The 20,895-nt window shown below is 55.3% G+C and carries 26 protein-coding genes; 17 read left to right on the forward strand and 9 right to left on the reverse strand.

Annotation, left to right across the window (positions count from 1 at the left end; all coding sequences use genetic code 11):
* The 15 genes from gshB to OEW58_05990 all read left to right on the forward strand — a co-directional run.
* On the forward strand, positions 1-739 hold a 739-nt coding region (gene gshB, locus OEW58_05920), incomplete at its 5' end, for a glutathione synthase (GenBank protein MDH5300883.1).
* Complete coding sequence (locus tag OEW58_05925; GenBank protein MDH5300884.1) at positions 736-1,761, forward strand: FAD:protein FMN transferase; 1,026 nt, start codon at positions 736-738, stop codon at positions 1,759-1,761. The genes gshB and OEW58_05925, both read left to right, overlap by 4 nt.
* Positions 1,758-2,114 (forward strand): NusG domain II-containing protein, encoded by a 357-nt coding sequence (locus OEW58_05930; GenBank protein ID MDH5300885.1) that lies wholly within the window; start codon positions 1,758-1,760, stop codon positions 2,112-2,114. The genes OEW58_05925 and OEW58_05930 overlap by 4 nt, the downstream gene beginning before the upstream one ends.
* Positions 2,114-2,656 carry a Gx transporter family protein gene (locus OEW58_05935; GenBank protein MDH5300886.1) on the forward strand — a complete coding sequence of 181 codons (543 nt, stop codon included), beginning with the start codon at positions 2,114-2,116 and terminating at the stop codon, positions 2,654-2,656. Before OEW58_05930 ends, OEW58_05935 begins: the two co-directional genes overlap by 1 nt.
* Positions 2,634-3,527: a TonB family protein gene (locus OEW58_05940; protein ID MDH5300887.1), complete on the forward strand. Its 894-nt coding sequence runs from the start codon at positions 2,634-2,636 to the stop codon at positions 3,525-3,527. Before OEW58_05935 ends, OEW58_05940 begins: the two co-directional genes overlap by 23 nt.
* Positions 3,528-3,572: 45 nt before the next feature.
* A complete protein-coding gene (locus tag OEW58_05945; GenBank protein MDH5300888.1) occupies positions 3,573-4,136 on the forward strand; it encodes a YqgE/AlgH family protein in 564 nt (187 codons plus the stop codon).
* Between the two features lie 14 nt (positions 4,137-4,150).
* On the forward strand, positions 4,151-4,594 hold the full coding sequence (gene ruvX / locus OEW58_05950; GenBank protein MDH5300889.1) for a Holliday junction resolvase RuvX: 444 nt from the start codon (positions 4,151-4,153) through the stop codon (positions 4,592-4,594).
* A 35-nt stretch (positions 4,595-4,629) separates the two neighbouring features.
* The gene (gene pyrR, locus OEW58_05955) at positions 4,630-5,106 is read left to right on the forward strand and encodes a bifunctional pyr operon transcriptional regulator/uracil phosphoribosyltransferase PyrR (protein MDH5300890.1); all 477 of its coding nucleotides are present in this window, start codon (positions 4,630-4,632) and stop codon (positions 5,104-5,106) included.
* A 10-nt stretch (positions 5,107-5,116) separates the two neighbouring features.
* Positions 5,117-6,094, forward strand: coding sequence for an aspartate carbamoyltransferase catalytic subunit (locus tag OEW58_05960; GenBank protein MDH5300891.1), 978 nt, complete (start codon positions 5,117-5,119; stop codon positions 6,092-6,094).
* Positions 6,094-7,377: a dihydroorotase gene (locus tag OEW58_05965; protein MDH5300892.1), complete on the forward strand. Its 1,284-nt coding sequence runs from the start codon at positions 6,094-6,096 to the stop codon at positions 7,375-7,377. Before OEW58_05960 ends, OEW58_05965 begins: the two co-directional genes overlap by 1 nt.
* Positions 7,377-8,024 carry a hypothetical protein gene (locus OEW58_05970; protein ID MDH5300893.1) on the forward strand — a complete coding sequence of 216 codons (648 nt, stop codon included), beginning with the start codon at positions 7,377-7,379 and terminating at the stop codon, positions 8,022-8,024. The genes OEW58_05965 and OEW58_05970 overlap by 1 nt, the downstream gene beginning before the upstream one ends.
* Positions 8,025-8,066: 42 nt before the next feature.
* Positions 8,067-8,753: a YggS family pyridoxal phosphate-dependent enzyme gene (locus OEW58_05975; GenBank protein ID MDH5300894.1), complete on the forward strand. Its 687-nt coding sequence runs from the start codon at positions 8,067-8,069 to the stop codon at positions 8,751-8,753.
* 44 nt (positions 8,754-8,797) lie between these two features.
* Positions 8,798-9,625 (forward strand): pyrroline-5-carboxylate reductase, encoded by an 828-nt coding sequence (gene proC / locus OEW58_05980; GenBank protein ID MDH5300895.1) that lies wholly within the window; start codon positions 8,798-8,800, stop codon positions 9,623-9,625.
* On the forward strand, positions 9,625-10,200 hold the full coding sequence (locus tag OEW58_05985) for a YggT family protein (GenBank protein ID MDH5300896.1): 576 nt from the start codon (positions 9,625-9,627) through the stop codon (positions 10,198-10,200). Before proC ends, OEW58_05985 begins: the two co-directional genes overlap by 1 nt.
* 312 nt (positions 10,201-10,512) lie before the next feature.
* Positions 10,513-10,710: a PEP-CTERM sorting domain-containing protein gene (locus OEW58_05990; protein ID MDH5300897.1), complete on the forward strand. Its 198-nt coding sequence runs from the start codon at positions 10,513-10,515 to the stop codon at positions 10,708-10,710.
* A 77-nt stretch (positions 10,711-10,787) separates the two neighbouring features.
* Here the strand turns inward: OEW58_05990 and OEW58_05995 are convergent, their stop codons facing one another.
* The 3 genes from OEW58_05995 to OEW58_06005 form a co-directional block, all read right to left on the reverse strand.
* On the reverse strand, positions 10,788-12,296 hold the full coding sequence (locus OEW58_05995; GenBank protein MDH5300898.1) for a DUF4382 domain-containing protein: 1,509 nt from the start codon (positions 12,294-12,296) through the stop codon (positions 10,788-10,790).
* A 212-nt stretch (positions 12,297-12,508) separates the two neighbouring features.
* Positions 12,509-13,990, reverse strand: a complete 1,482-nt coding sequence (locus tag OEW58_06000) for a DUF4382 domain-containing protein (GenBank protein ID MDH5300899.1) — start codon at positions 13,988-13,990, stop codon at positions 12,509-12,511.
* Between the two features lie 82 nt (positions 13,991-14,072).
* Positions 14,073-14,852, reverse strand: coding sequence for an exodeoxyribonuclease III (locus OEW58_06005; protein MDH5300900.1), 780 nt, complete (start codon positions 14,850-14,852; stop codon positions 14,073-14,075).
* 108 nt (positions 14,853-14,960) lie between these two features.
* Here OEW58_06005 and OEW58_06010 point away from each other — a divergent pair, with 108 nt between their 5' ends.
* Together OEW58_06010 and pyrE are read left to right on the forward strand one after the other, a co-directional pair.
* Complete coding sequence (locus tag OEW58_06010; protein MDH5300901.1) at positions 14,961-15,989, forward strand: carboxypeptidase regulatory-like domain-containing protein; 1,029 nt, start codon at positions 14,961-14,963, stop codon at positions 15,987-15,989.
* 131 nt (positions 15,990-16,120) lie between these two features.
* Complete coding sequence (gene pyrE, locus OEW58_06015; protein ID MDH5300902.1) at positions 16,121-16,768, forward strand: orotate phosphoribosyltransferase; 648 nt, start codon at positions 16,121-16,123, stop codon at positions 16,766-16,768.
* Between the two features lie 39 nt (positions 16,769-16,807).
* Here the strand turns inward: pyrE and soxA are convergent, their stop codons facing one another.
* The 6 genes from soxA to OEW58_06045 all read right to left on the reverse strand — a co-directional run bounded on the left by soxA (position 16,808) and on the right by OEW58_06045 (position 20,785).
* Entirely contained in the window at positions 16,808-17,617 is an 810-nt protein-coding gene (gene soxA / locus OEW58_06020) for a sulfur oxidation c-type cytochrome SoxA (GenBank protein ID MDH5300903.1), read from the reverse strand.
* Between the two features lie 32 nt (positions 17,618-17,649).
* The gene (soxZ, locus tag OEW58_06025; protein MDH5300904.1) at positions 17,650-17,967 is read right to left on the reverse strand and encodes a thiosulfate oxidation carrier complex protein SoxZ; all 318 of its coding nucleotides are present in this window, start codon (positions 17,965-17,967) and stop codon (positions 17,650-17,652) included.
* A gap of 27 nt (positions 17,968-17,994) precedes the next feature.
* On the reverse strand, positions 17,995-18,462 hold the full coding sequence (gene soxY / locus OEW58_06030) for a thiosulfate oxidation carrier protein SoxY (GenBank protein ID MDH5300905.1): 468 nt from the start codon (positions 18,460-18,462) through the stop codon (positions 17,995-17,997).
* Positions 18,463-18,486: 24 nt separating this feature from the next.
* Positions 18,487-18,852, reverse strand: a complete 366-nt coding sequence (soxX, locus tag OEW58_06035) for a sulfur oxidation c-type cytochrome SoxX (GenBank protein ID MDH5300906.1) — start codon at positions 18,850-18,852, stop codon at positions 18,487-18,489.
* A gap of 109 nt (positions 18,853-18,961) precedes the next feature.
* The gene (locus OEW58_06040) at positions 18,962-20,401 is read right to left on the reverse strand and encodes a M48 family metalloprotease (GenBank protein ID MDH5300907.1); all 1,440 of its coding nucleotides are present in this window, start codon (positions 20,399-20,401) and stop codon (positions 18,962-18,964) included.
* A gap of 78 nt (positions 20,402-20,479) precedes the next feature.
* Entirely contained in the window at positions 20,480-20,785 is a 306-nt protein-coding gene (locus OEW58_06045) for a hypothetical protein (protein MDH5300908.1), read from the reverse strand.
* Positions 20,786-20,895 lie beyond the last annotated feature (110 nt).

A 20,895-nucleotide genomic window follows, 5' to 3' on the forward strand; every position in this document is an offset into this window, starting at 1 on the left:
GCGGGTCGAATCACCGTTGGACGAACAGCACGCCGTATTGATGCGTAAAGATCCACCGTTCGACATGGAATACATCAATACCACCTATCTGCTGGAACTGGCCGAACAGCGCGGTACCTTGGTGGTCAACAAGGCGCAAAGTCTACGCGACGCCAACGAAAAATTATTTATTACCCATTTCCCGCAATGTTGTGCGCCAACGTTGGTGACGGCCAGTCGCGAGCGTTTACGCGCATTCATTCACGAACAGCAGGATGTGGTGATCAAGCCGCTGGGATTGATGGGCGGCGCATCGATTTTTCGTGTGCGTCCCGATGATGGCAATCTCAGCGTGATTTTGGAAACCATGACGCAGTTCGATCAAGTGATGGTGATGGCGCAGCGCTATTTGCCGGAAATTCTGCAGGGCGATAAGCGCATTTTGCTGGTCGATGGTAAACCGGTGCCTTACGCGCTGGCGCGTATTCCCGCCAAGGGCGAATTGCGTGGCAACCTGGCGGCCGGTGGGCGTGGTGAAGGCGTGCCACTGACTACGCGTGATTACTGGTTGTGTGAACAGATCGCGCCAGAGTTGAAAAAACGCGGCCTGCTGTTTGTGGGGCTGGATGTGATCGGCGATTACGTCACCGAAATCAATGTGACCAGTCCGACCTGTATTCGTGAGTTGGATGCGCAGTATCAGCTCGACATCGCCGGTGATTTGATGGATGTGATTGCCGCGAGACTGGCAACGCAATGATGCGTGGCGCGCTGCTGTTCCTGGTGCTCTGGATGTTGTCAGGTTGTGGCGATGATGCGCCGCAGCGTGAAGAATTTTATGCCATGGGCACGGTGATCAATTTAAGTTTCTACGGCGTAACCCCTGAGCGTAGCAAGCAATTAAGCGAACAAGTGCAGCAGGAATTCAAACGTCTGCATGCGCAATGGCAGCCCTGGCAGAATGGTGAATTGGCCGATATCAATCGCGCCTTGGCAGCGGGTCAGGCCGCCAGCGTGTCGCCAGCGATTCAACAATTGATCGAGCAGTCGGCGGTTTTGTCTGATCGCAGTGATGGCTTGTTTAATCCGGCGATTGGCAGTCTGGTGAAGTTGTGGGGATTTCATCAAGACGTGCGAGGTGATGTTCCGCCGCCGTCGTTGGAATCCATACAGTTGCTGCTGCAGCAAAATCTGAGCATGCATCAACTGCATCTGCAGGGTGATCAGTTGCGCAGCGATAATCCAGCGCTGCAGCTGGACTTTGGTGGGTTTGCCAAAGGCGTGGCAGTGGACGCGGCGATTGCGAAATTGCGTGCGGCAGGTGTGAAGGATGCGATCGTTAATGCCGGTGGTGATTTGCGCGCCATAGGCAGCAAAGGCAAACAGGCATGGACCATCGGCGTGCGTGATCCGCGCAGTCCTGGGGTGTTGGCCAGTATCGCAGTTCGTGGCGATGAATCGGTGGTGACGTCCGGCGATTATGAGCGATTTTTTGAATATCAGGGCCAACGCTATCATCACATTCTGGACCCGCGCAGCGGTTACCCGGCCAAGGGTTTGACCTCGGTGACAGTGATGTATCCGCAGGCCAGCGTGGCGGATGCGGCGGCAACCGCATTGCTGGTGGCGGGGCCTAATGATTGGCTACGCATTGCCAAGCAGTTGGGTTTACAGCAGGTGATGGTGATTGATTCGCAAGGGCGGATTTTTCTAACGCCAGCGATGCAGTCGCGGGTGGAATTTGTGAATGCCAAAACGGCAGTGACGGTGGTGTCGCTGTGACCAAAGGCGATCGTGTGGTGATCGCTGTGGTGACGCTGCTGGTGGCCTTGCTGTACGGATTGTTGTGGAATCGCGGCGAAGGCCAGTGGCTGGAAGTGGCGCGTGGCGGTGAAGTGGTCGCGCGGCTGGATTTAACCCAGAACCAGGAGTTTCACGTGCGTGGCTTGTTGGGCGAATCGGTGATTCAGATACGCGATGGCAACGCGGCGTTTGTTGATTCACCCTGCCCGGAAAAATTATGTGTTCGCACCGGGCATCTGCACCATGCGGGCGAAACCAGTGTGTGTCTGCCCAACGGAATTAGCCTGCGCGTGGTGGCGGAAAACACAGTTTACGATGCAATGAATTTTTGATGGCAACAACGCAGGTAACCGTCAGCGCCGAAGACTGGCGCATAGCGCAACTCGCCGCTTTGGGCATTGCCATTCACGTGCTCGAAGGCGCGTTTCCGTCGTTGCTGCCGGGAGTGAAGCCCGGACTGGCGAACGTGATTACGCTGACGGTGTGTTTTTTGTACGGCTGGAAAGCGGCCGTGTGGGTCAGCATGCTGCGGGTGTTGGGCGGCAGCCTGCTGGCGGGCACGTTCATGACGCCGACTTTTTTTCTGAGTCTGGGTGGCGCGGTGGCGATGCTGATGGCGATGGCGTTGCTGTTGTGGTTGGGGCGGGGCCGGTTTGCCGGGCTGACGCCCATCGGTGTGGGCGTGCTGGCGGCGGTGGCGCATATGCTGGGGCAGTTTGTGCTGGCCTGGGCGTTGTTTGTGCCGCATCCGGCGCTGCTGGGATTGTTGCCGGTGTTGCTGACCGCTGCCTTGGTGTTTGGCATCATCAACGGTTGGATTTGTCACTATTTGTTGAAGCGATTGAAAACAGATGACGTCGTCACTGCACTATAACTGGGAGGCATTGGAGCTGCCGCGAGACCGTTTGGGATTAATGATCCTGGCGGCGACAGCGTTGCACGCCCTGGTGATTTTCGGTGTGAGCTTTGGCATCAATCAGGAAGAAAGCAAAACGCCGCAGGTACCCAGCATCGAAGTGACATTGGTGAACAGCCAAAGCAAAAATGCGCCGGAGAATGCGCACTACGTTGCTCAGGCCAATCAGGAAGGCGGCGGCAATACCGATGAAAAAGTCCGGCCAGAAACCATGTTTCCCAGCTTGCTGCCCAAAGACAGTGCGGAATTAACCTCGCCCAATCCACCCGCCATGTCGCCACCTTCGCCCAGCAATCCACGGGTGGAAGTGATGACGGTGGCGAAGGCACCGCACAAGTGGACATCGGAAGTTTCACCGCAGAAAAAAGTTGAATCGAAGGAAGTGAATGCCGCGCAGTTGATCAGTCGCAGCATGGACATTGCCAGTCTGGAAGTGGAAATTGGCGATTCGATTCGCGCCTATGCAGAAATGCCACGGCGGACATTTATTTCCGCCACTACGCGTGAACACAAATACGCGGCCTACATGGACGGCTGGCGCCGCAAGGTAGAAACGCTGGGGAACTTGCACTATCCCGGCGAAGCCCAGCGTCAGCATTTGACTGGCAGTTTGCTGATGGAAGTGGCGCTGAACGCCAATGGCACGATTTATAGCGTGGAGATTAAACGCTCTTCGGGGTACAAAATTTTGGATGATTATGCCATTCAGGTAGTGCGTGATGCGTCGCCCTATCTGCCATTCCCCGAAGCCATACGCAAGGACACCGATGTGCTGCATATTACTCGCACTTGGAAATTTTTGGGTGACAGCAATGTCGTCAGCCAATGAGCTTACGACTTGCTGTTTACTAGGGACTCCCTGATACTTAACCTCATGACGGATACTGTGAATTTAACTAACCATTTTTTAATCGCGATGCCATCGCTGGATGACCCGAATTTCTATCACAGCGTGACGTATATTTGTGAACACAGCGAACAAGGCGCGTTGGGGCTGGTGATCAACCGGCAAACCGACATCAGCCTGGGTGAGGTGTTGTCGCAAATGGATCTGGAATGGCCGGAGCAATCGCTGGCAGATCAGATCGTGTTGCTGGGCGGGCCGATCGAGCAGGAGCGCGGTTTCATTCTGCACTCGCCGGCGGGCGATTGGGATTCCAGCATTCGCATCACCGATGACCTGGCCTTGACTACCTCGCTGGATATTCTCGAAGCGATTTCTGAAGGCTATCGGCCGGACCGGTTGCTGATTACCCTGGGCTATGCCGGTTGGACAGCGGGACAACTGGAGCAGGAAATGGTGGCCAATGCCTGGCTGACCGGCCCGGCGGACCCGAAGATTTTGTTTGATCTGCCCATTGAGCAGCGCTGGGAAGCGGCTGCGCGCAGTGTGGGTGTGGATCTGTCCCGTTTGTCCAGCGATGCTGGTCATGACTGAGTTTGCTGTCAGGCATGTCAAAAAAACCAATCCACCGTGTTCTCGGATTTGACTATGGCCGGTTGCGCATCGGCGTGGCGGTGGGGCAGACCCTGACGGCGAGCGCCAGTCCGCTGTGTGTGCTCAAGGCACGTGACGGCCAGCCAGTGTGGGACGAAGTCGAAGCGCTGCTCAAACAATGGCAACCCGATGCGTTGATTGTCGGCAAGCCCATGCACATGGATGGCAATCCGCACGAGGTCACTGTCGCCGCCACCAAGTTTGGCAATCGGCTGCATGGGCGTTACGGCCTGCCGGTGTTCATGGTCGATGAGCGCCTGAGTTCGGTGGAGGCCGAGGAACAACTGCGTGATTTGTCAGACCGCAAACGCAGTGGAAAAATAGAACTCGATAGTATGGCCGCCAAGGTGATTGTAGAAACCTGGCTGGCACAGCAACAAGGAAATGAATCAGCATGACACAACAATACGACGTTGAAGCGCTGCTTCGGCAAATGACCGTTGAACTGAAATCACTGTGCAGTGATGTGTGTGAGCACGAGCCAGTGATGATAGGCATACACACTGGTGGCGTGTGGGTGGCTGAACGGCTGCATGAAGCGCTGGGTTTGAACCAGCCCTTGGGCAAACTCAACATCTCGTTTTATCGTGATGACTTTACCCGTATCGGCGTGCATCCGCAGGTTAGTCCGTCCAATTTGCCATTTTCGGTGGAAGACCGCTGCATCATTCTGGTGGACGATGTGCTCTACACTGGCCGCACCATTCGGGCGGCGCTCAATGAAATTTACGATTACGGTCGTCCGGCGCGAGTGATTTTGGCGACGCTGGTGGATCGGGGTGGCCGTGAATTGCCCATTCAAGCCGATGTGGTCGGTGCGCGTATGGTATTGGGTGCGCATGAGCAGGTAAAATTGTCCGGTCCTGAACCGCTACAACTGGCGGTCGTCACCAAACCTAACTCCAATTGAAGGTCCTTGCATGAGCTACAGGCATAACATCCAGCTGAACGAGGATAAAAAGCTCAGGCATTTTCTCTCCATCGAAGGACTCAAGCGTCAGCATTTGGTGGAGATCATGGACACGGCCGAGGGGTTTAGCTCGGTTGCCGAGCAGTCGGTCAAAAAGGTGCCGCTGCTGCGCGGAAAAACCATCGTTAACTTGTTTTTTGAAAACAGCACCCGTACTCGCTCAACCTTCGAGCTGGCTGCCAACCGTCTTTCCGCCGACGTGCTGAATCTGGATATCAGCACCTCAGCGACCTCTAAGGGCGAATCCCTGCTTGATACCCTGGCCAACATGGAAGCGATGCAGGTCGACATGTTCGTTGTGCGTCATTCCACCAGCGGTGCGGCGCACTTTATTGCCCAGCACGTGCCCAAGCACGTCAGCGTAATCAATGCCGGCGACGGCGCACACGCCCATCCCACCCAGGCGATGCTGGACATGTTCACCATTCGTCGCCATTTCGGTGAATTTGCACCGCTGAACGTGGCCATCATTGGCGACATTTTGCACTCACGAGTGGCGCGTTCGCAGATTCATGCGCTGACCACGCTGGGGGTGAACGAAGTGCGGGTGGTTGGACCAAAAACCCTGATGCCGCGCGGCATTGAGCAAATGGGTGTGCACGTGTATCACGATCTGCGCGCCGGCCTGAAAGATGTCGATGTGGTGATTGCGCTGCGTCTGCAAAAAGAGCGCATGAGCGGCGCGTTTATTCCCAGCGAAAAAGAATTTTACAACTCCTACGGTCTGACCGACGAAACCATGACCTACGCCAAGCCGACCGCCATTGTGATGCACCCTGGGCCGATTAATCGTGGGGTGGAAATCGCCTCCTCGGTGGCCGATGGTCCGCAATCGGTGATTTTGAAACAGGTGACCAACGGTGTCGCGGTGCGCATGGCGGTGATGTCCATGTGCATGGGCAATGTCGCGGCGAGAGGGGCGGTGTAATGAAAATTGCGATTTTGGGTGGCCATCTGCTGGACCCCGCCAATGGCGTGGATGGGTTGCTGGATCTGTACGTTGCCGAAGGCAAAGTGGTGGCGGTGGGCGCGAAGCCCGATGGTTTTGTTGCCGATCAGACCATTAACGCCAAAGGGCGGGTGGTGTGTCCGGGTCTGATTGATTTGCAGGCACGTTTGCGCGAACCGGGTCAGGAAGTCAAAGGCACCATCGCCAGCGAAACTGCCGCAGCGGCCAAGGGCGGAATTACGACGGTGGTGTGCGCGCCGGATACGTCGCCCATCGTTGAAGGGCGTGCAGTGGTGGAATCCATTCTGGCCCGTGCAGCACAGGCTGGCCAGGCGCGAGTACACGTGGTGGGCGCGTTGACCCTGGGGCTGAAAGGCGAACAGCTGGCGCCGATGATCGGCCTGAAAAAAGCCGGTTGTGTCGCGGTCAGCAATGGCTTGAAGCAAGTGACCAACACCGAAGTGATGCGCCGGGCGATGGAGTATGCAGCCAGCGTTGATATGCCGGTGATGCTGTTTTCCGAAGACCCCTGGTTGCGTGGTTCCGGTGTGGCTCACGAAGGCTCAGTGAGCTCACGACTGGGGTTGACCGGTATTCCGGTGATTGCCGAAACCATCGGTGTGTCGCGCGACTTGGCGTTGATTGAACAAACCGGCGTACGCGCGCATTTTCTGCATATTTCCGGTGACAAGGCGGCGCGCAAAATTGCGCGGGCTAAGCACGATGGTCTGCCAGTGACTGCCAGCGTGACCGCGCATCATCTGCACATGACGGAAATGGATTTAGGGGACTTTAACGTCAACGCCCACGTTCGTCCGCCACTGCGCAGTGAGCGTGATCGTGATGGTTTGCGCCAGCGTTTGGCCGAGGGGGTGATTTCGGCGATTTGCTCGGATCATCAGCCGCACGATTCAGACGCCAAGCTGGCACCGTTTGCCGAAACCGAACCGGGCATTTCCTCGCTGGAAACCTTGCTGCCACTGAGTTTGCGTTTGGTGCACGAAGAAGTGCTGAGTCTGTCGCAGATGGTTGCCAAGCTGACGGCAGAACCGGCCCGCATTTTGGGGCTGGACTCCGGGCATCTGGCAGTTGGCGCCTGTGCCGATGTGTGCGTGTTTGATCCCGAAAGCTACTGGACGTTTGATCTGGCGCAACTGCGCAGTCGCGGTAAGAACTCGCCGTTTTTGGGCTGGGAATTCCGTGGCGGTCAGGTGCATGCGACCCTGCTGGCGGGCAACGTGGTTTACCAGCATTCGGCGTGATGATGCAGCTGACTTGGCAATCCACCCAAACGCTGGCCAATGGTGCCAGCGTTTTGCGTTTTAATACGGCGACAGACACCTTGTGGCAGCCAGGCGATCGCCTGCGTTTTGCCGGTTGTGATTGGGCCCTGCCGGTGATGCGCTCGGCGGCTCGCTGGGTGGAGTGCCTGTCGCGCCAGGCCGTTCCGCCGTCACTGTCCTCGAATTTACCCCAAGCAGTGGAGCTGCTGGCCGCGCAGCGCTGGCAGCAGCCGACGACCGGCGCGGTCCTGGTGCTGGCCGACGAGGCCGGCATGGCGACGGCGATACACGCGGCGCAATGCTGGTTCCATGGTCAGCGCCAGGCATTGGTGCTGTTGCAGTTGTCTGCGGCAACGCCGTTTTCGTTGCGGCCTTCCCAGTTCATGGTGCAGGGACTGCCACCGGGGGTGATTGCGGCGGCGCCGCTGCTGGAGGATTGGGGGATCGCCTCGCGCATTGCGAGCGAGGACGACTTGCCGGGATGTTTTTCTGGATCGGTGTTGGGCCTGGCACAGCATTGGCTGGGCAACCAGCGCGGAGATGTCCATGTGTTGGCGGCCGGCGGTGAGGAATTACGAACTGCACTGGAGGGGATTGGCGAATGGCAATATTCACATCAGGACTGATCTGCCGATATGGTTGAACAACAGCAGGTCGAGGGTACAGAGATGAGTGAGCTGGTTCTGCGTTGGTTGCGAACACAGGCACGCTTGCGCCAGGCATTGGCGGTCGCAGGTCGTGGTGCCGAAGATGCGATGTTGTTGGCGGTAAGCAAGCGCCATCCCGCCAGTGCCATTGCTGAATTGTTTGAGGCGGGGCAAGCCTGTTTCGGCGAAAGCTATTTACAGGAAGCCCTGGACAAACAGGCCGAGTTGGCCGATTTGCCGATTGAGTGGCATTTCATCGGCCCCATACAGTCGAATAAAACCCGCGCCATTGCCAGTCAGTTCACCTGGGTGCACAGCGTAGAGCGGGTCAAAATTGCGCAGCGTTTGAGCGAACAGCGCCCAGTGGACATGGGCGAACTGAATATTTGTTTGCAGGTGAACATTAGCCGCGAAGCGAGCAAATCCGGCTTTCTCCCCGAGGAATTGATGGCGGCGGCAGAAAAAATCAGCAAACTGCCGCGACTGAAAATGCGTGGTCTGATGGCAATCCCGCGTGACGAAGATGATTATCAGCGCCAACGGGAACCCTTTCGGCAGTTGGCCGAGTTGCAGCAGCAACTGAATGACGAGCTGGGTTTGCAGCTGGATACCTTGTCGATGGGTATGTCTGGCGACCTGGAGGCGGCGGTGAAGGAAGGAGCGGCCATCGTGCGGGTGGGGACGGATATTTTTGGGGCTCGCCAATAATTGCGTTAGACTTTATTTTTCAACGCATTTTTGGGTGAACGGCAATGCAGATAGGCAAAATTGGATTCATTGGCGCGGGTAACATGGCCTCGGCGATTATTGGTGGCTTGATCGCCTCCGGTTGCAAGCCGACGGACATTTGGGTCAGTGATGTCGATGAGCGCAAGCTGCAGGATCTGCAGCAGCGCCATGGTCTGCATGTGGCCAATGACAACGCGCAGTTGCTGGAAAAAGTGGACGTGCTGCTGCTGGCGGTCAAGCCGCAGATCATGAAGTCCGTCCTCAAGCCGCTGGCGCCACAGGTGCAGCAGCGCAAGCCGCTGGTGATCTCGGTCGCGGCAGGCTTGCCGACGGCGGATTTGTCGCGCTGGTTGGGCGGAGAGGTGGCGCTGGTGCGCACCATGCCCAATACGCCAGCCCTGGTTCGCAGCGGGGCGACGGCATTGTTTGCCAACGAGCGGGTGACAGCGCATCAGCATGAAGTGGCCGAGAGCATTATGCGCGCCACTGGCTTGGCGCTATGGGTTGAGCAGGAATCGCAGATGGATGCGGTGACGGCGTTGTCGGGCAGCGGTCCGGCGTACTTTTTCCTGTTGATCGAAAGCATGCAGAAAGCCGGCGAACAGTTGGGGCTGGAGGCCGAGACCGCACGTCTGCTGGCGCTTCAGACAGCCTTTGGTGCGGCGAAGCTGGCGCTGGAGGCGGACGACGGCGCAGCGGCGTTGCGCGCCAAGGTGACTTCGCCAGGTGGAACCACCGAGCAGGCGATTAACGTGTTCATGCAGCGCGGTATGCCGGAGATGGTCGCGGCAGCGATGACGGCGGCGGATCAACGGGCACAGGAACTGGCCAAACAATTAGGAGCAGACTAATGGGTGGAGGTTATGTCAGTAACGCAGGAACCTTTCTGATCCAGACCATTTTTGGTTTGATCATGCTGGTGTTTATGCTGCGGTTTTTGATGCAGCTGGTGCGGGCGGATTTTTACAACCCGGTGTCGCAGTTTATTGTCAAAGTGACCAATCCGGTTCTGGTGCCGATGCGCCGATTCATTCCCGGCCTGTTTGGCATCGACATGGCCAGCGTGGTGACGCTGATTTTGCTGCAAATGGCGGAACTGTTTCTGGTGGCGCTGGTACTGGGACACATGCCGCAGCCCATGGGGCTGGTGGTGTTGTCGATGGCCGAACTTCTTGATTTGCTGATTAATATTTATATTTTTGGGATTTTAATCCAGGTCATACTCAGCTGGGTGAATCCGGGGGCGTATAACCCTGCTGTCAGTATTCTTTACAGTATCAACAATCCGTTGCTGTACCGGGCGCGTAATCTGTTGCCGCCGGTGTCTGGTTTTGATTTATCGCCGATTTTGGTGATGATTGGCTTGCAGTTGATCTCGATGCTGGTGGTGGCGCCGATCACGGACTTTGGTCGTAGCATGTTTTAACCTACTGATTTTGTAGTGTAAGGTGCGAGTGGCGAGTTCCGCTGCATGGGTTTGTTGATAGCGTGTAGACATTTGATTTTGTGGAATGAATGGCCCGATTATACCAATAAAATTTATAGGTGTTTTGTGTGTCCTGACTATTGACAGGGCTATGGGGTCAGCGTCTAATTTGCGCTGGGTGTCGAAGTACTTTACAAAAACAAACTATTCACGTTAAGTTGTTTTCGTAATTGGCTGTATTTAATGGAAATAATGCAGTTGGCCCGAGGTGTGCATTAGATGTTTGGAGCGTTTCCTAAGAGGATGGATGATATGAAGAAACAAATGTTAGCCGCTGGTTTTGTTGCGTTGATGACGCTGACAAGCTCTGCGTTTGCCGTCGTGGCAGATAGCGAGTCCACCAACAACAACAATGAAGTTAACATGACTCACAAAGTACCCGCGCCTGCTGCGCTGATTTGCTTGGCAGTAGGTATTGCCGGTCTGGTAGTGAGCCGTCGTCGCCGTTAATTTTTTTATATGGTTGTATGCGCCAAAAACCCCAGCCTAGGCTGGGGTTTTTGTTTGTTGGGGCTGTGGCTGTTGACTTAGTTCGTTTCGCCGGCTTCGACCGCATTTTCCGAATCAGGCGTTTCGTCGGTCTCGTCAGTACCGTTATCGTCGTCGAATGCTGGATCGTCAGGCAGGGTTCCTGATGCGCAGCCCTCAATTTCCACGCTGCTGGGTTGCAGGCCCGTGGGTGTGCCGACGATTTCCACACCTTTGACCTCAACATTCGCGCCGACGATCAGGCAGGTATTGTTGCCCTGCTTGAACCAAGCATTGGTGAGATCTACTGCCAAGGGGCCGCTGAGCAAGTTGAAATGTTCGCTGCTGGTGATGTTAAGCGTCACTTGGTAACCGTTGACGACAGTCAGATTGCCTTTGACTTCCGCCAACTCCGTAGCGTTGTCACTTAGACCCAAGGCAGGAGCATCGTCAATTTCGGCGATTTCTGCGTTCAGGTTGCTGCAATTCCAGCTACCGCGAACTTCAACTTCCTGGCCGACAGTCAGCATGTTGGCGTTGCCGCGCAGGAAGGTTGCGCCGGCTAGGCCAATGACATTAAGCGTGTCGCCATTGGGCAGGAAGGAGGCTTCCTCCATGTCCAGCACCAAGGTGTTGCCATCATAACTGACCACGTAGCCTTCGGCGCGCACTCTGGTGTTGGCGCCGACGCAGGCCTGGGTTTCGGTGCCTTGATTCACTGTCTGCGGATTAACCAACAGCGAGAGGATTTCCATCCGCAACTGGTTGGCGTTGTAGTTGCCGAAGAACTGCACTACGTCGCCCACCTTGAGCTCTGCAAGTGCTAGCTGCGCCTTGGTGGCCTCATCAAGCAGAGTGGCGAAGCTCGGAATTTGCAGTTTGACCACGGTGCCGTTGCTCAGTTTGACGGCGACTACCCGACCAACCAGGTCGATGGCGGTGATGGTGCCGTTTAGCTCGCCGTACAACCGCTGGAAGGTGGTGGTGTTGGTGACGACGCGGATCAGCGGATCGAGGATCTGGTTGCCCTGAGGGGCGAAGCTGGCCAAGTCAAACTCCAGTGCCAGGCCGCTGGAAACGTCTTGCGCCAGGTTGAGGATCTGGTCGAGAGTGATGGTGATGTCGTAGGTTGAGGTTGGATTGCTGCCGAAAGTGGGGCTGAGGGTGGAGCCGTCGTTCAGCACGATTTTGGCGCTGTTGCCCAAGGTGATGATCAGGGTGTCATAGCTGCCGCTGGGAACCGGTGCCAGCGAGAGCAGTTCAGCCACGCCACTGCGGCGGGTAATGTTGATGCTCTTGCCGACGTCATCTTTAAATAGGACGCTGCTGGCGTTGGTCGTGCTGTTGCGAACCTCGACCTTGTGCAGCGTGACCCAAGCCTCGCTGTAGTTGTAGTTGGCCAGCTGCGCCAGCGGGCTGTTGGTCAGGTAAGTGTGCAGTTTGTTCAGGCCGGCGATGGCTTTTTTAGCTTTGTCGACGCTCTGTTCAGTCTGGTCAAACGGATTGGGGCAACCTGCCAAGGCCAGCGAAACGGCGGCGACTAGGGCGGTTTTGGCGGTCGTGTTCATGAGTTTGTCTCCTGTGTGGGGCTGGAAGGAGCCAGCCGGTCAAGTACGTACTGCTCATGAACTGACTATAGAAACGAAAAGTGAATTGGACCTGAATCAATGCTGAACTGCGACGGAGTTTAAAAAAAAGCCTCTGTTTTTGGCAGAGGCTGAAATTGGAAACCACGCAGCAAGGTGAAAAAGGGGGGACTCGTGGTTTCCTGGGCTGGGGGTTAGGCAGCAGCAGGTGGTAGTTGTGCAGGAGGCTCGGTTGCCGGTGCCGAATTTTCCTCGTCATGGTCGGCATCAGCCTGATCGGCACTGTCTTCGGTTGAGCAGGTTTGCTCATCAAACACGATGCTGCTGGCGTCAATGCTGCCAGCGTGCGCACTTGGGGTGCCATACAGCTGAATGCTTGCTCCCGGCTGCAGACAGTCACTGTCGCCGTTCTGGAACCAGGTGTCATCTAGATCAATGGCGATTTCCATCGGTACACTGCTGCCCGGCGTGGTGATTTCGATAGTGCCCTGTTGCAGGTTTACCAGGGTGACGACGGCGGCCAGGGTGTTCAGTGACTCACGATGACCCTCCTCTTCCAATTTGTGGCTATCAGCCGCCGCATCGATTTTGATGACATTGGCGTCTAACTGGCTGCCATCCCAGTGGCCACTGATGCGCACTTCAACATCAGCGGCCAGCATGTCGATGGTGCCGCGCACGAACAAGGCGTTGTTCAGATCGATGACGCTGATGTGGTCGCTGCCAGGAACGAAGGACGCTTTCTTCACATCGAGAACCAAGGTGCCGTTGTTCAGGTCAACACTGACAACTTCGCCTTTCACCTCTGCGGTGGTTGACGTGTTGCTGGGTTGATCATCTTCGTTCAGCTCCAGCGCCAAGGTCAGGGCTTCGAGGATGATTTCGTCACCGTTGCGTACCAGCTTGCCGAAAATACGCACCAACTGGCCATTTTGCAGCGCGGTCAGGTTCAGGCCGGTTTCACTGCGATGCTCGTTGTAAATGCTGGCAAAGCCGGGAATGACCACTTTGACGCGCACGCCGTGGTCGGTTTGAATCCAGACCGTGCTGCCTTTGATTTCAACCACGGTACCTTCCAGTTCGGTGGTAATCTGCTGGTACAGCTCGCTGTCCTTGATTTCCTCGATCGCTGCCTTGATTTCATCCTGGTAGGGTGCGAGAGCGTTTTGAGCATCGACGATGAACTGATCAGGATCAATGTTGACGATGAAATGAGCAATCTGATCCACAGAAACCGACAGCAGGCCAGACAAGGTCAGGCGGTAGGTACTGTCCTCGGTGGGGAAGTGGGTGTCGATTTCTTTTTGATCCGGCGTGACGATGTGAACGTTACGGCCAACGGTCAGTGTCAGACTTTGGTAGTCGCCGACAGGCAGTTTGGCCAGGGTCAGCAGCTCATCAAGACCGTCGTGGCTGATCAGATTGATAGCTTTGCCTTCGGGGGCATCGAACAGCACATGCGCTTGACCGTCGCTGTCAGTACCTTCCAGTCGATGGACGGTAATCCAGAACTCCGCATATTTCAGTGACGCCTTTAATTCTTTCAGATAAACGTACAAGGACGCGTAGCGTTCCTTGGCGGACTCGAGTTGCGCCAATTTGTCTTCCGCGCTTTGGGGTAGCTGACAGGCGGTCAGAGACAGGCCACACAGCAGTGTAATGAGCCATTTTTTCATGGGTATCTCCTGTAGCAAGGTAATTTTGTCGGCATTGTAGAGCAAATTTCTTAAACGCAGCAGAGTGGGTAATCCACGACAGTTAGAGCGTGCCCTGATAGTCCAAGGTCAAAGGTGCGTGATCGGAAAATCGCTGTTCCTTGTAGATGGACGCGGCGATGATTTTGGCAGCCAGACTGGGGCTAACTACCTGATAATCAATGCGCCACCCCACGTTTTTGGCCCAGGCCTGACCGCGATTGGACCACCAGGTGTACTGGTCTTTTTCCTGGTTGACCACACGAAAGCCATCCACCCAGCCTTGTTTGTCGAACAGCAGGTCCAGCCAGGCGCGCTCTTCGGGCAAGCAGCCGGAGGTTTTCTGGTTGCTTTTCCAATTCTTGATGTCGATTTCTTTGTGGACGATGTTCCAGTCGCCGCAAATGATGTAGTCGCGGCCGTCGTTGCGCATGGCCTCCAGACGGGAGGTGAAGCGTTCCATGAAGCTGAATTTGACCTGCTGGCGTTCTTCTTTGGCGGAGCCGGAAGGTAAATACAGGGAAATGATACTCAAATTGCCGAAGTCGGCCTGGATATAGCGGCCTTCGGCGTCCATATCCTCAAAACCTGCCCCCAGGCCGCGAATAACCCGGTCTGGTTCGCGCTTGCTGAAAATTGCCACGCCGCTATAGCCCTTTTGCTGGGCATCGAAGAAGAAGGTGTGGTAACCCGCGGGGTGGTGTTCTGCCGGGTTGAGCTGGTCTTCCTGGGCCTTGGTTTCCTGCAGGCAAACGACATCAGCATCTAGCTGTAACATCCAGTCAATAAAGCCTTTTTTGCTGGCAGAACGAATACCATTGAGGTTGGCGCTGGTCACTCTCATCTAATTTCTCGCTAGGACGATAAAACGGATAATATTGGGGATTAGCTGGAACCGGTCACTATACCGGATTACGGGCGGTTTTTCAGTGAGTTGGCGCAAGGGGGATGTGTGGTAAATAGTCCGTTGGGGCGTATTGTGAGGGGCGTACTGTGGTTGGGGTTGGTGTCCCTGGCTGCGTGCGGTACTGGTGAGTACGTTCATCAACTGCCTGACGGCACACCTACCGGTAGCGCTATTGGGGTAGTGCGTCACGTGACCAGTGGTTTGCCGTTGGCCGGCGTCAAGGTGACCTTGTCGCGTGATGGTAAAAATCTGGTGTCCGGTTATACCGATGAGCGGGGTTTGTATCAATTCCTGCTTGAATCTGGTGTTGACTATGCCCTGCGGTTTGAAACGCCTTATTTCCTTGGCGTCAGCTACAAAGAAATCAACGTCAAAACGGACGAATTACAGGCATTGCAGCCCGTGGTGATGGTGCCCAATCGTGGCGAAGGTAATGCCGCGATTTTGCAGGGCAGTGTCAGGGCGGCCAGCGGCGGGGCGCAGGCCTTGCCCGATGTGGCAGTGTCGTTGCGACCCGGGATGAATAACACTCAGGATGAGCCATTGGTCACCGCGGCGACGGACAGCGATGGCAATTATTATTTCGATAATCTGCCCAATGGCAGTTATACCCTGGAGCTGCAGGGTTTGGGCTTTGCGCCTGCGTTTTATTCATTGGTGGCAGTAAGCGGTGGCTTGGATCGGGATGGTGAGCTATGGTTGTCGCCGGAAGATTTATCTACGGGGCAGGCGCGGATTGTGTTGAGCTGGGAGACGGCTACGCGTGATTTGGATGCTTATGTGAGTGGTCCGGTGGCCGAAAAAAATCAGCGATTTATGATTTTTTACAGCCAATACAATAGCCCACAAGCCCAGCTGGATTTGCAACAGACAACGGTGGAAACGGCCCAATTGTACGGACAAACTACCGGCAGTTATTATTTTGCAGTGGGTGATTTTACTGTTCAGCAGGGGCACCGGCGGCGCATTCACAGGTGGGCGCGCGGGTGGATGTGTATCGGGATGATCATCGGCACGAGGTATTTTTTGCCCCGCCGCATGAGTCGGGAATGTGCTGGCTGGTTTTTGAGCTGAGCGGTGCACAGATCAAGGAATTGGCCGAATATCGCGATCAATCTTGTGAACTGGCGCTGAGCGCGATGCCGTTGACTGTTTCACCCTAGCAAGCAAGTCGCTAGAATAGCCTCTTTTTTCGAGGCGGCCCCATGCGTGACTATCAACGAGAGTTTTTGGATTTTGCCATTCAAACCGGCGTACTGCGCTTTGGCCAGTTCACGCTCAAATCGGGGCGCATCAGTCCTTACTTTTTCAACAGCGGCTTGTTTAATACCGGTCGATCGCTGGCGCGGTTGGGGCGGTTTTATGCGGCTGCGCTGCAAAACTCTGGCATAGAATACGACTTGCTGTTCGGTCCCGCCTACAAGGGAATTCCGCTGGTATCGACCATAGGCGTAGCCCTGGCGGATCACTACGACATGGATGTGCCGTATGCATTTAACCGTAAAGAAGCCAAGGATCACGGCGAGGGTGGCACCATTGTGGGCTCTGCGCTGGCCGGGCGGGTGCTGATTGTGGACGACGTGATTTCTGCCGGCACTTCGGTGCGTGAATCGGTGGACATGATTCGTGCGGCGGGAGCCACACCAACTGGCGTGCTGATTGCGCTTAATCGTCAGGAACGCGGCAAGGGTGAGTTGTCAGCCATTCAGGAAGTGGAACGCGACTACGCCATGCCGGTGGCGAGCATCGTGAATCTGGACGATCTATTCAGTTACATCAAAGACCATCCCGAGTTGGCGGTACATGCTGATGCGGTGGCGGCGTACCGTCGTCAATACGGTGTTCAGGCTTAACTGACTTCAAAAGGTCCGCCCCTGTCGGGGCGGCTTGATCTATTTGCGCACGGCAGGCCCGTTGAGCTGGATGCCGTTGTTCATGTAGCTGAGAAAATATTCCAGATTGCGGTATTCGCGGCTTTGCGCCTCAAACGGCGTGGAGCGAGTCTGCTCGTTGCACACCGCAAAGCGGCGGTGCAGTGTTCCCAGGCCATTCCACTTTTCACGATATACCGGGAAGTGCGAGACATGACCCAGCGCGGGGCTGATGATGTCCGAGCGTACCCGCTTGCCGGCGTTGTCGACATGGCAGTGGGCGCAGGACAGGTTGAGCTGGCCGCGACGGGCATAGAAAAGATGTTTGCCTTCTTGGTAGGCTTGCAACGCCGCTGCATTGGGCACTTTCACATTGATGACTTTGCCGCGTGAGCGGAAGGCGAAGTAGGCCGTGAGTTGAGCTATTTTGCCACGCTTGTAACTGAATGGCTGCTCGCCGGCGGCGGAGAGGCATTTGTTGACGGCCAGAGGCAGGGTGATGACCTGCTGAGCGGCGGTGTCAAAGTAGGGATAGTTTTGCGTAATGCCTTTTTCCGCATCAGGAAAACACTTTTGCAAGGTCGCGCTGCCCTGATAGATGGCTTTGCCGGCATCCACATCGGTTTCGTAAGGCGGAAATTCTTCCAGTGACTCCCATTGGTCACGGGAGGGAGGATCAATTCCGTAAACGCCATTGGCGAAATCCTGCAGAGCCACCCGAGGGAACATGGTTTTGTAATAACTTTGGAACGCCTTTTTGTCGGCTTCCGGGTCGGCGACTGCTGCGCCGGCCAAGCTGATGCTGAGCATAAAGGCGAACAATTTGTGCATTACGTTGGCTCCTCCCGTGCCGAGTTTGCGGATTATTTAATTTTTATCGCCGCTGAGTCACGTTCACCCAAATTGTCGACCCAGCTGATTTTGAGTGTGTCGCCCTTGTCGCCCTTGTTGAGGCGAAACGAAAGATACGGATTTTTTGACACGGTCATGTTCATGTTGGCAACGAGTACGACCTTGCCATTGAGTTCGCATTTTACTTCCTGGATGAAGTGCGCAGGAATTTTTGTTTTGGTTTCCGGATCAATGCTCAACCCGGTTTCCATCGGGTGCTGAATCATGGTTCTGACTTCGACGAAGTCTTCTTTTTTTTCCGCTTTGATCTTGATGGTGTTTTGAGCCATATGCTTGTCCTGTGTGGATGACGGCGGTTAGCCGCCGCAACCGCCGTTGATGACATTGACCGTTTGGGTGGCACTGTACAAATCACCGTCGGCACGAACAACCACGATAACTTCGGAGGTCTGTGCCATTTTAATCCGGGTGGAAATGTAATTTTGCAGATCGCCTTTAAAGTCAAAACTGCATGCCAGTGGCTGCGCATTTTTCGCGACAAAAATGCTGATGCTTTCAATGTCTTCCAACGTGCTGGTGACGGTGATGGGAACCAGTGCGCCCATCTCGGCAGTTTCAGGAAGTTTGACGGTGATGTTGCCGACCTCCATGCGCGTGTCATCCAGTAGTGCCTTTAGCGCGTCCTGCATGTTGGTGGCGGTGAATGCTTTTTGTGGCCACGCGGCCAAAACCTGGGCGGGCGTTAGCAGCCCAATGCTGGTTGCCACGAGCAATGCACCGCTGGCGGCGCTGCCCTTGATGAATGTTCGACGTTTGATGCTCATGAAATTAACCTCAGCGCAACGGCTCTACAGGGTATGGATAAAATCCACGACTTTGTTCAGTTCGTCCTCAGTCAGAATGAGGTGCCGGCCATAGGGGGGCATGATGGTGTTGGGGTTTTTCAGAGTGGCATCCCAGATTTGCGCGCGCAGGCGTTGTTTGTTGGGATAGCGTTCCTTCATGTTGACCAGCGGCGGGCCAATGTTGCCGGGGTGCTCACCGCTCTCAATGGCGTGACAAGCCAGACAATTGCCGCGTTGCGGATCAAATGAAATGGACTTTCCTTCGCTGAGAACATCGGCGGCACCAGGCTCGGAACCGTTGTTGGCAAGGCTTGCCGCAGCAGGAAGCAGTAAAGCAAAACCGAACAGATATGGGCTAAACCGGATCATGGTTATTCCTAGAAAACGGTGATGGCCACGATGAAATCGAGGCAGCATCTAACTTTTTACGTATTTGATCCGGCAGTGTCAATTGCGCAAGCGATGCCTGAATTTGAAATTATTGATTGGCTTGCTGGCGTTCCTGACGAACCAGATCTTTAAGTTCATCGATACGTGCACGGATGGTGCCGGCCTCGGCAGTTTCAATGTCTTTTTCCCGCAAGGCCAGATTGAGCTGGTCAATGGCGGTGCGGGTATAGCCCATCTGGTAATAATATTCCGCGAGCAATTGGTGAGACCGGCCAGGAAAGCCTGAGTCACGCTCGGCCTGGGCATGCAGCTTCAAAAAATTGGCGGTGCGGCGCTCAGGGGGGACGGTGAGCAGGATTTGTTTGGCTTTGTGTGGCTGTTCATTGCGCAACAAGGCAGTGGCGTACAATTGCGCCAGCACCGGATTGCTTGGGCTGAGGACGAGCGCATCGTCGAGCTTGCGCAAGCCCTGGGCAACCCGCCCTGATGCCAATTCAATCTGGGCGAACAGAATATCGTAAGTGATTTTTTCGCCGTCTTTTTTGATCAGTAATGAGGCTTGTTCGCGAGCGCGATCAAAATCATTATTGGCCAGTAATGCCTGTGCATAGCCGTAACGATGCGCGATTTCGTTGCGGAAGGTCCCGGCTTTGAGCTCTTGTTCATAGGCGCGAATCAGTTGCGGCAAATTCTGCGAGGCCATGACTTGCAGTTTGGCGCGCATCAGGTGGAACATTTGGCTGTCATTGTCTGTTTTGATTTGGTACTGGTTGGCGCGGTTTTTTGACTCGGCAATCCGGTTGATGGTGACCGGGTGCGTTCGCAAAAACTCGGGCGCGGAGTCGCTCAGGCTTTCACCCTGCTGCATGCGTTCAAAGAAAGCAGGCATGCTTTGTGGGTCATAGCTGGATTGCACCAAAATGCGCATGCCGATTTGGTCGGCCTCGCGTTCGTGGCTGCGAGAAAAATTAAGCCTGCTTTGAACGTTGGCAGCAATGCCGGTCACAATCGCGGCTTCGGCAATGTTGCTATTTTGGCTGCCCAAAATGATGGCAGCAGCGATAGCGGCGGCCAGCGGCAGATCCATCTTGCCTTCGGCCTCCATGGCACGATCCAGATGGTGCTGGGTCACGTGAGCAATTTCGTGAGCGAGAACCGCAGCGAGCTCACCCTCGTTTTCAGCCGTTAAAATCAGGCCGGAATGCACGCCAATGTAGCCGCCAGGGCCGGCAAAGGCGTTAATGCTGTTGTCCTGAACCATGAAGAAAGAAAAATTGGTGCCGCGAAAATCACTGTTGGCTACCAGTTTGTAGCCCAGGTTCCAGATGTATTCGCTAAGCTCAGGGTCATTGATGACAGCGACTTCCTGACGAACGATGCGCATGAAGGCTTCGCCCAGGCGTCGTTCCTCATCCGGGGTGCGAGCGTTCGGCCCGATATCCGGCAGGCTGATGTCAGTCGTGCTGCCCATGGCGGGAGTCAGTGACACCGAGATGGCAAGTAGGCAGGCTTGGGCGATACGACGCAAGGCAAAATCCATTTAAGTAATGGGGAGTGTGTGGGTCAGTAATTTTATGGGGTATACGCCGGTCGCGACAGTTGTCATTTATTTTCCCATGTGCGGAGAACTGGAATAATGCTGGATTTCCTTGCGATTTGTCCAATGTTTGGCGGTCAGCAGTGCGCCAGGAACGCAATAACGGTTCTGTGCAGATACACTTTGCTGGCTGACGATTTTGATGACGTCGCTGTAAGTAATTTTACGCAGAATGCCTTCGCGCTCAGTTAAGCGCACGACCATGCCATCGTCATGCAGGGCCAGCACATAAAAATTCGAAGGTCTCAGTTTGCCCTCACTATCGCGCAATGTGGCGGAATATCGGGTATCTTGTTGAAAGTTAGATTTATCCATGATCATTCCCTCATATGGAGTGGCGAAAAAGAACATAGTATTTCCATCAAATATACATCGGTCTGTGTGGAAAGTTTCTGCAGCTAATAGACGATAAGCTGTTTGAACTG

It is taken from the genome of Gammaproteobacteria bacterium, assembly GCA_029884425.1.
In the GTDB taxonomy this organism is placed as follows: domain Bacteria; phylum Pseudomonadota; class Gammaproteobacteria; order S012-40; family S012-40; genus JAOUHV01.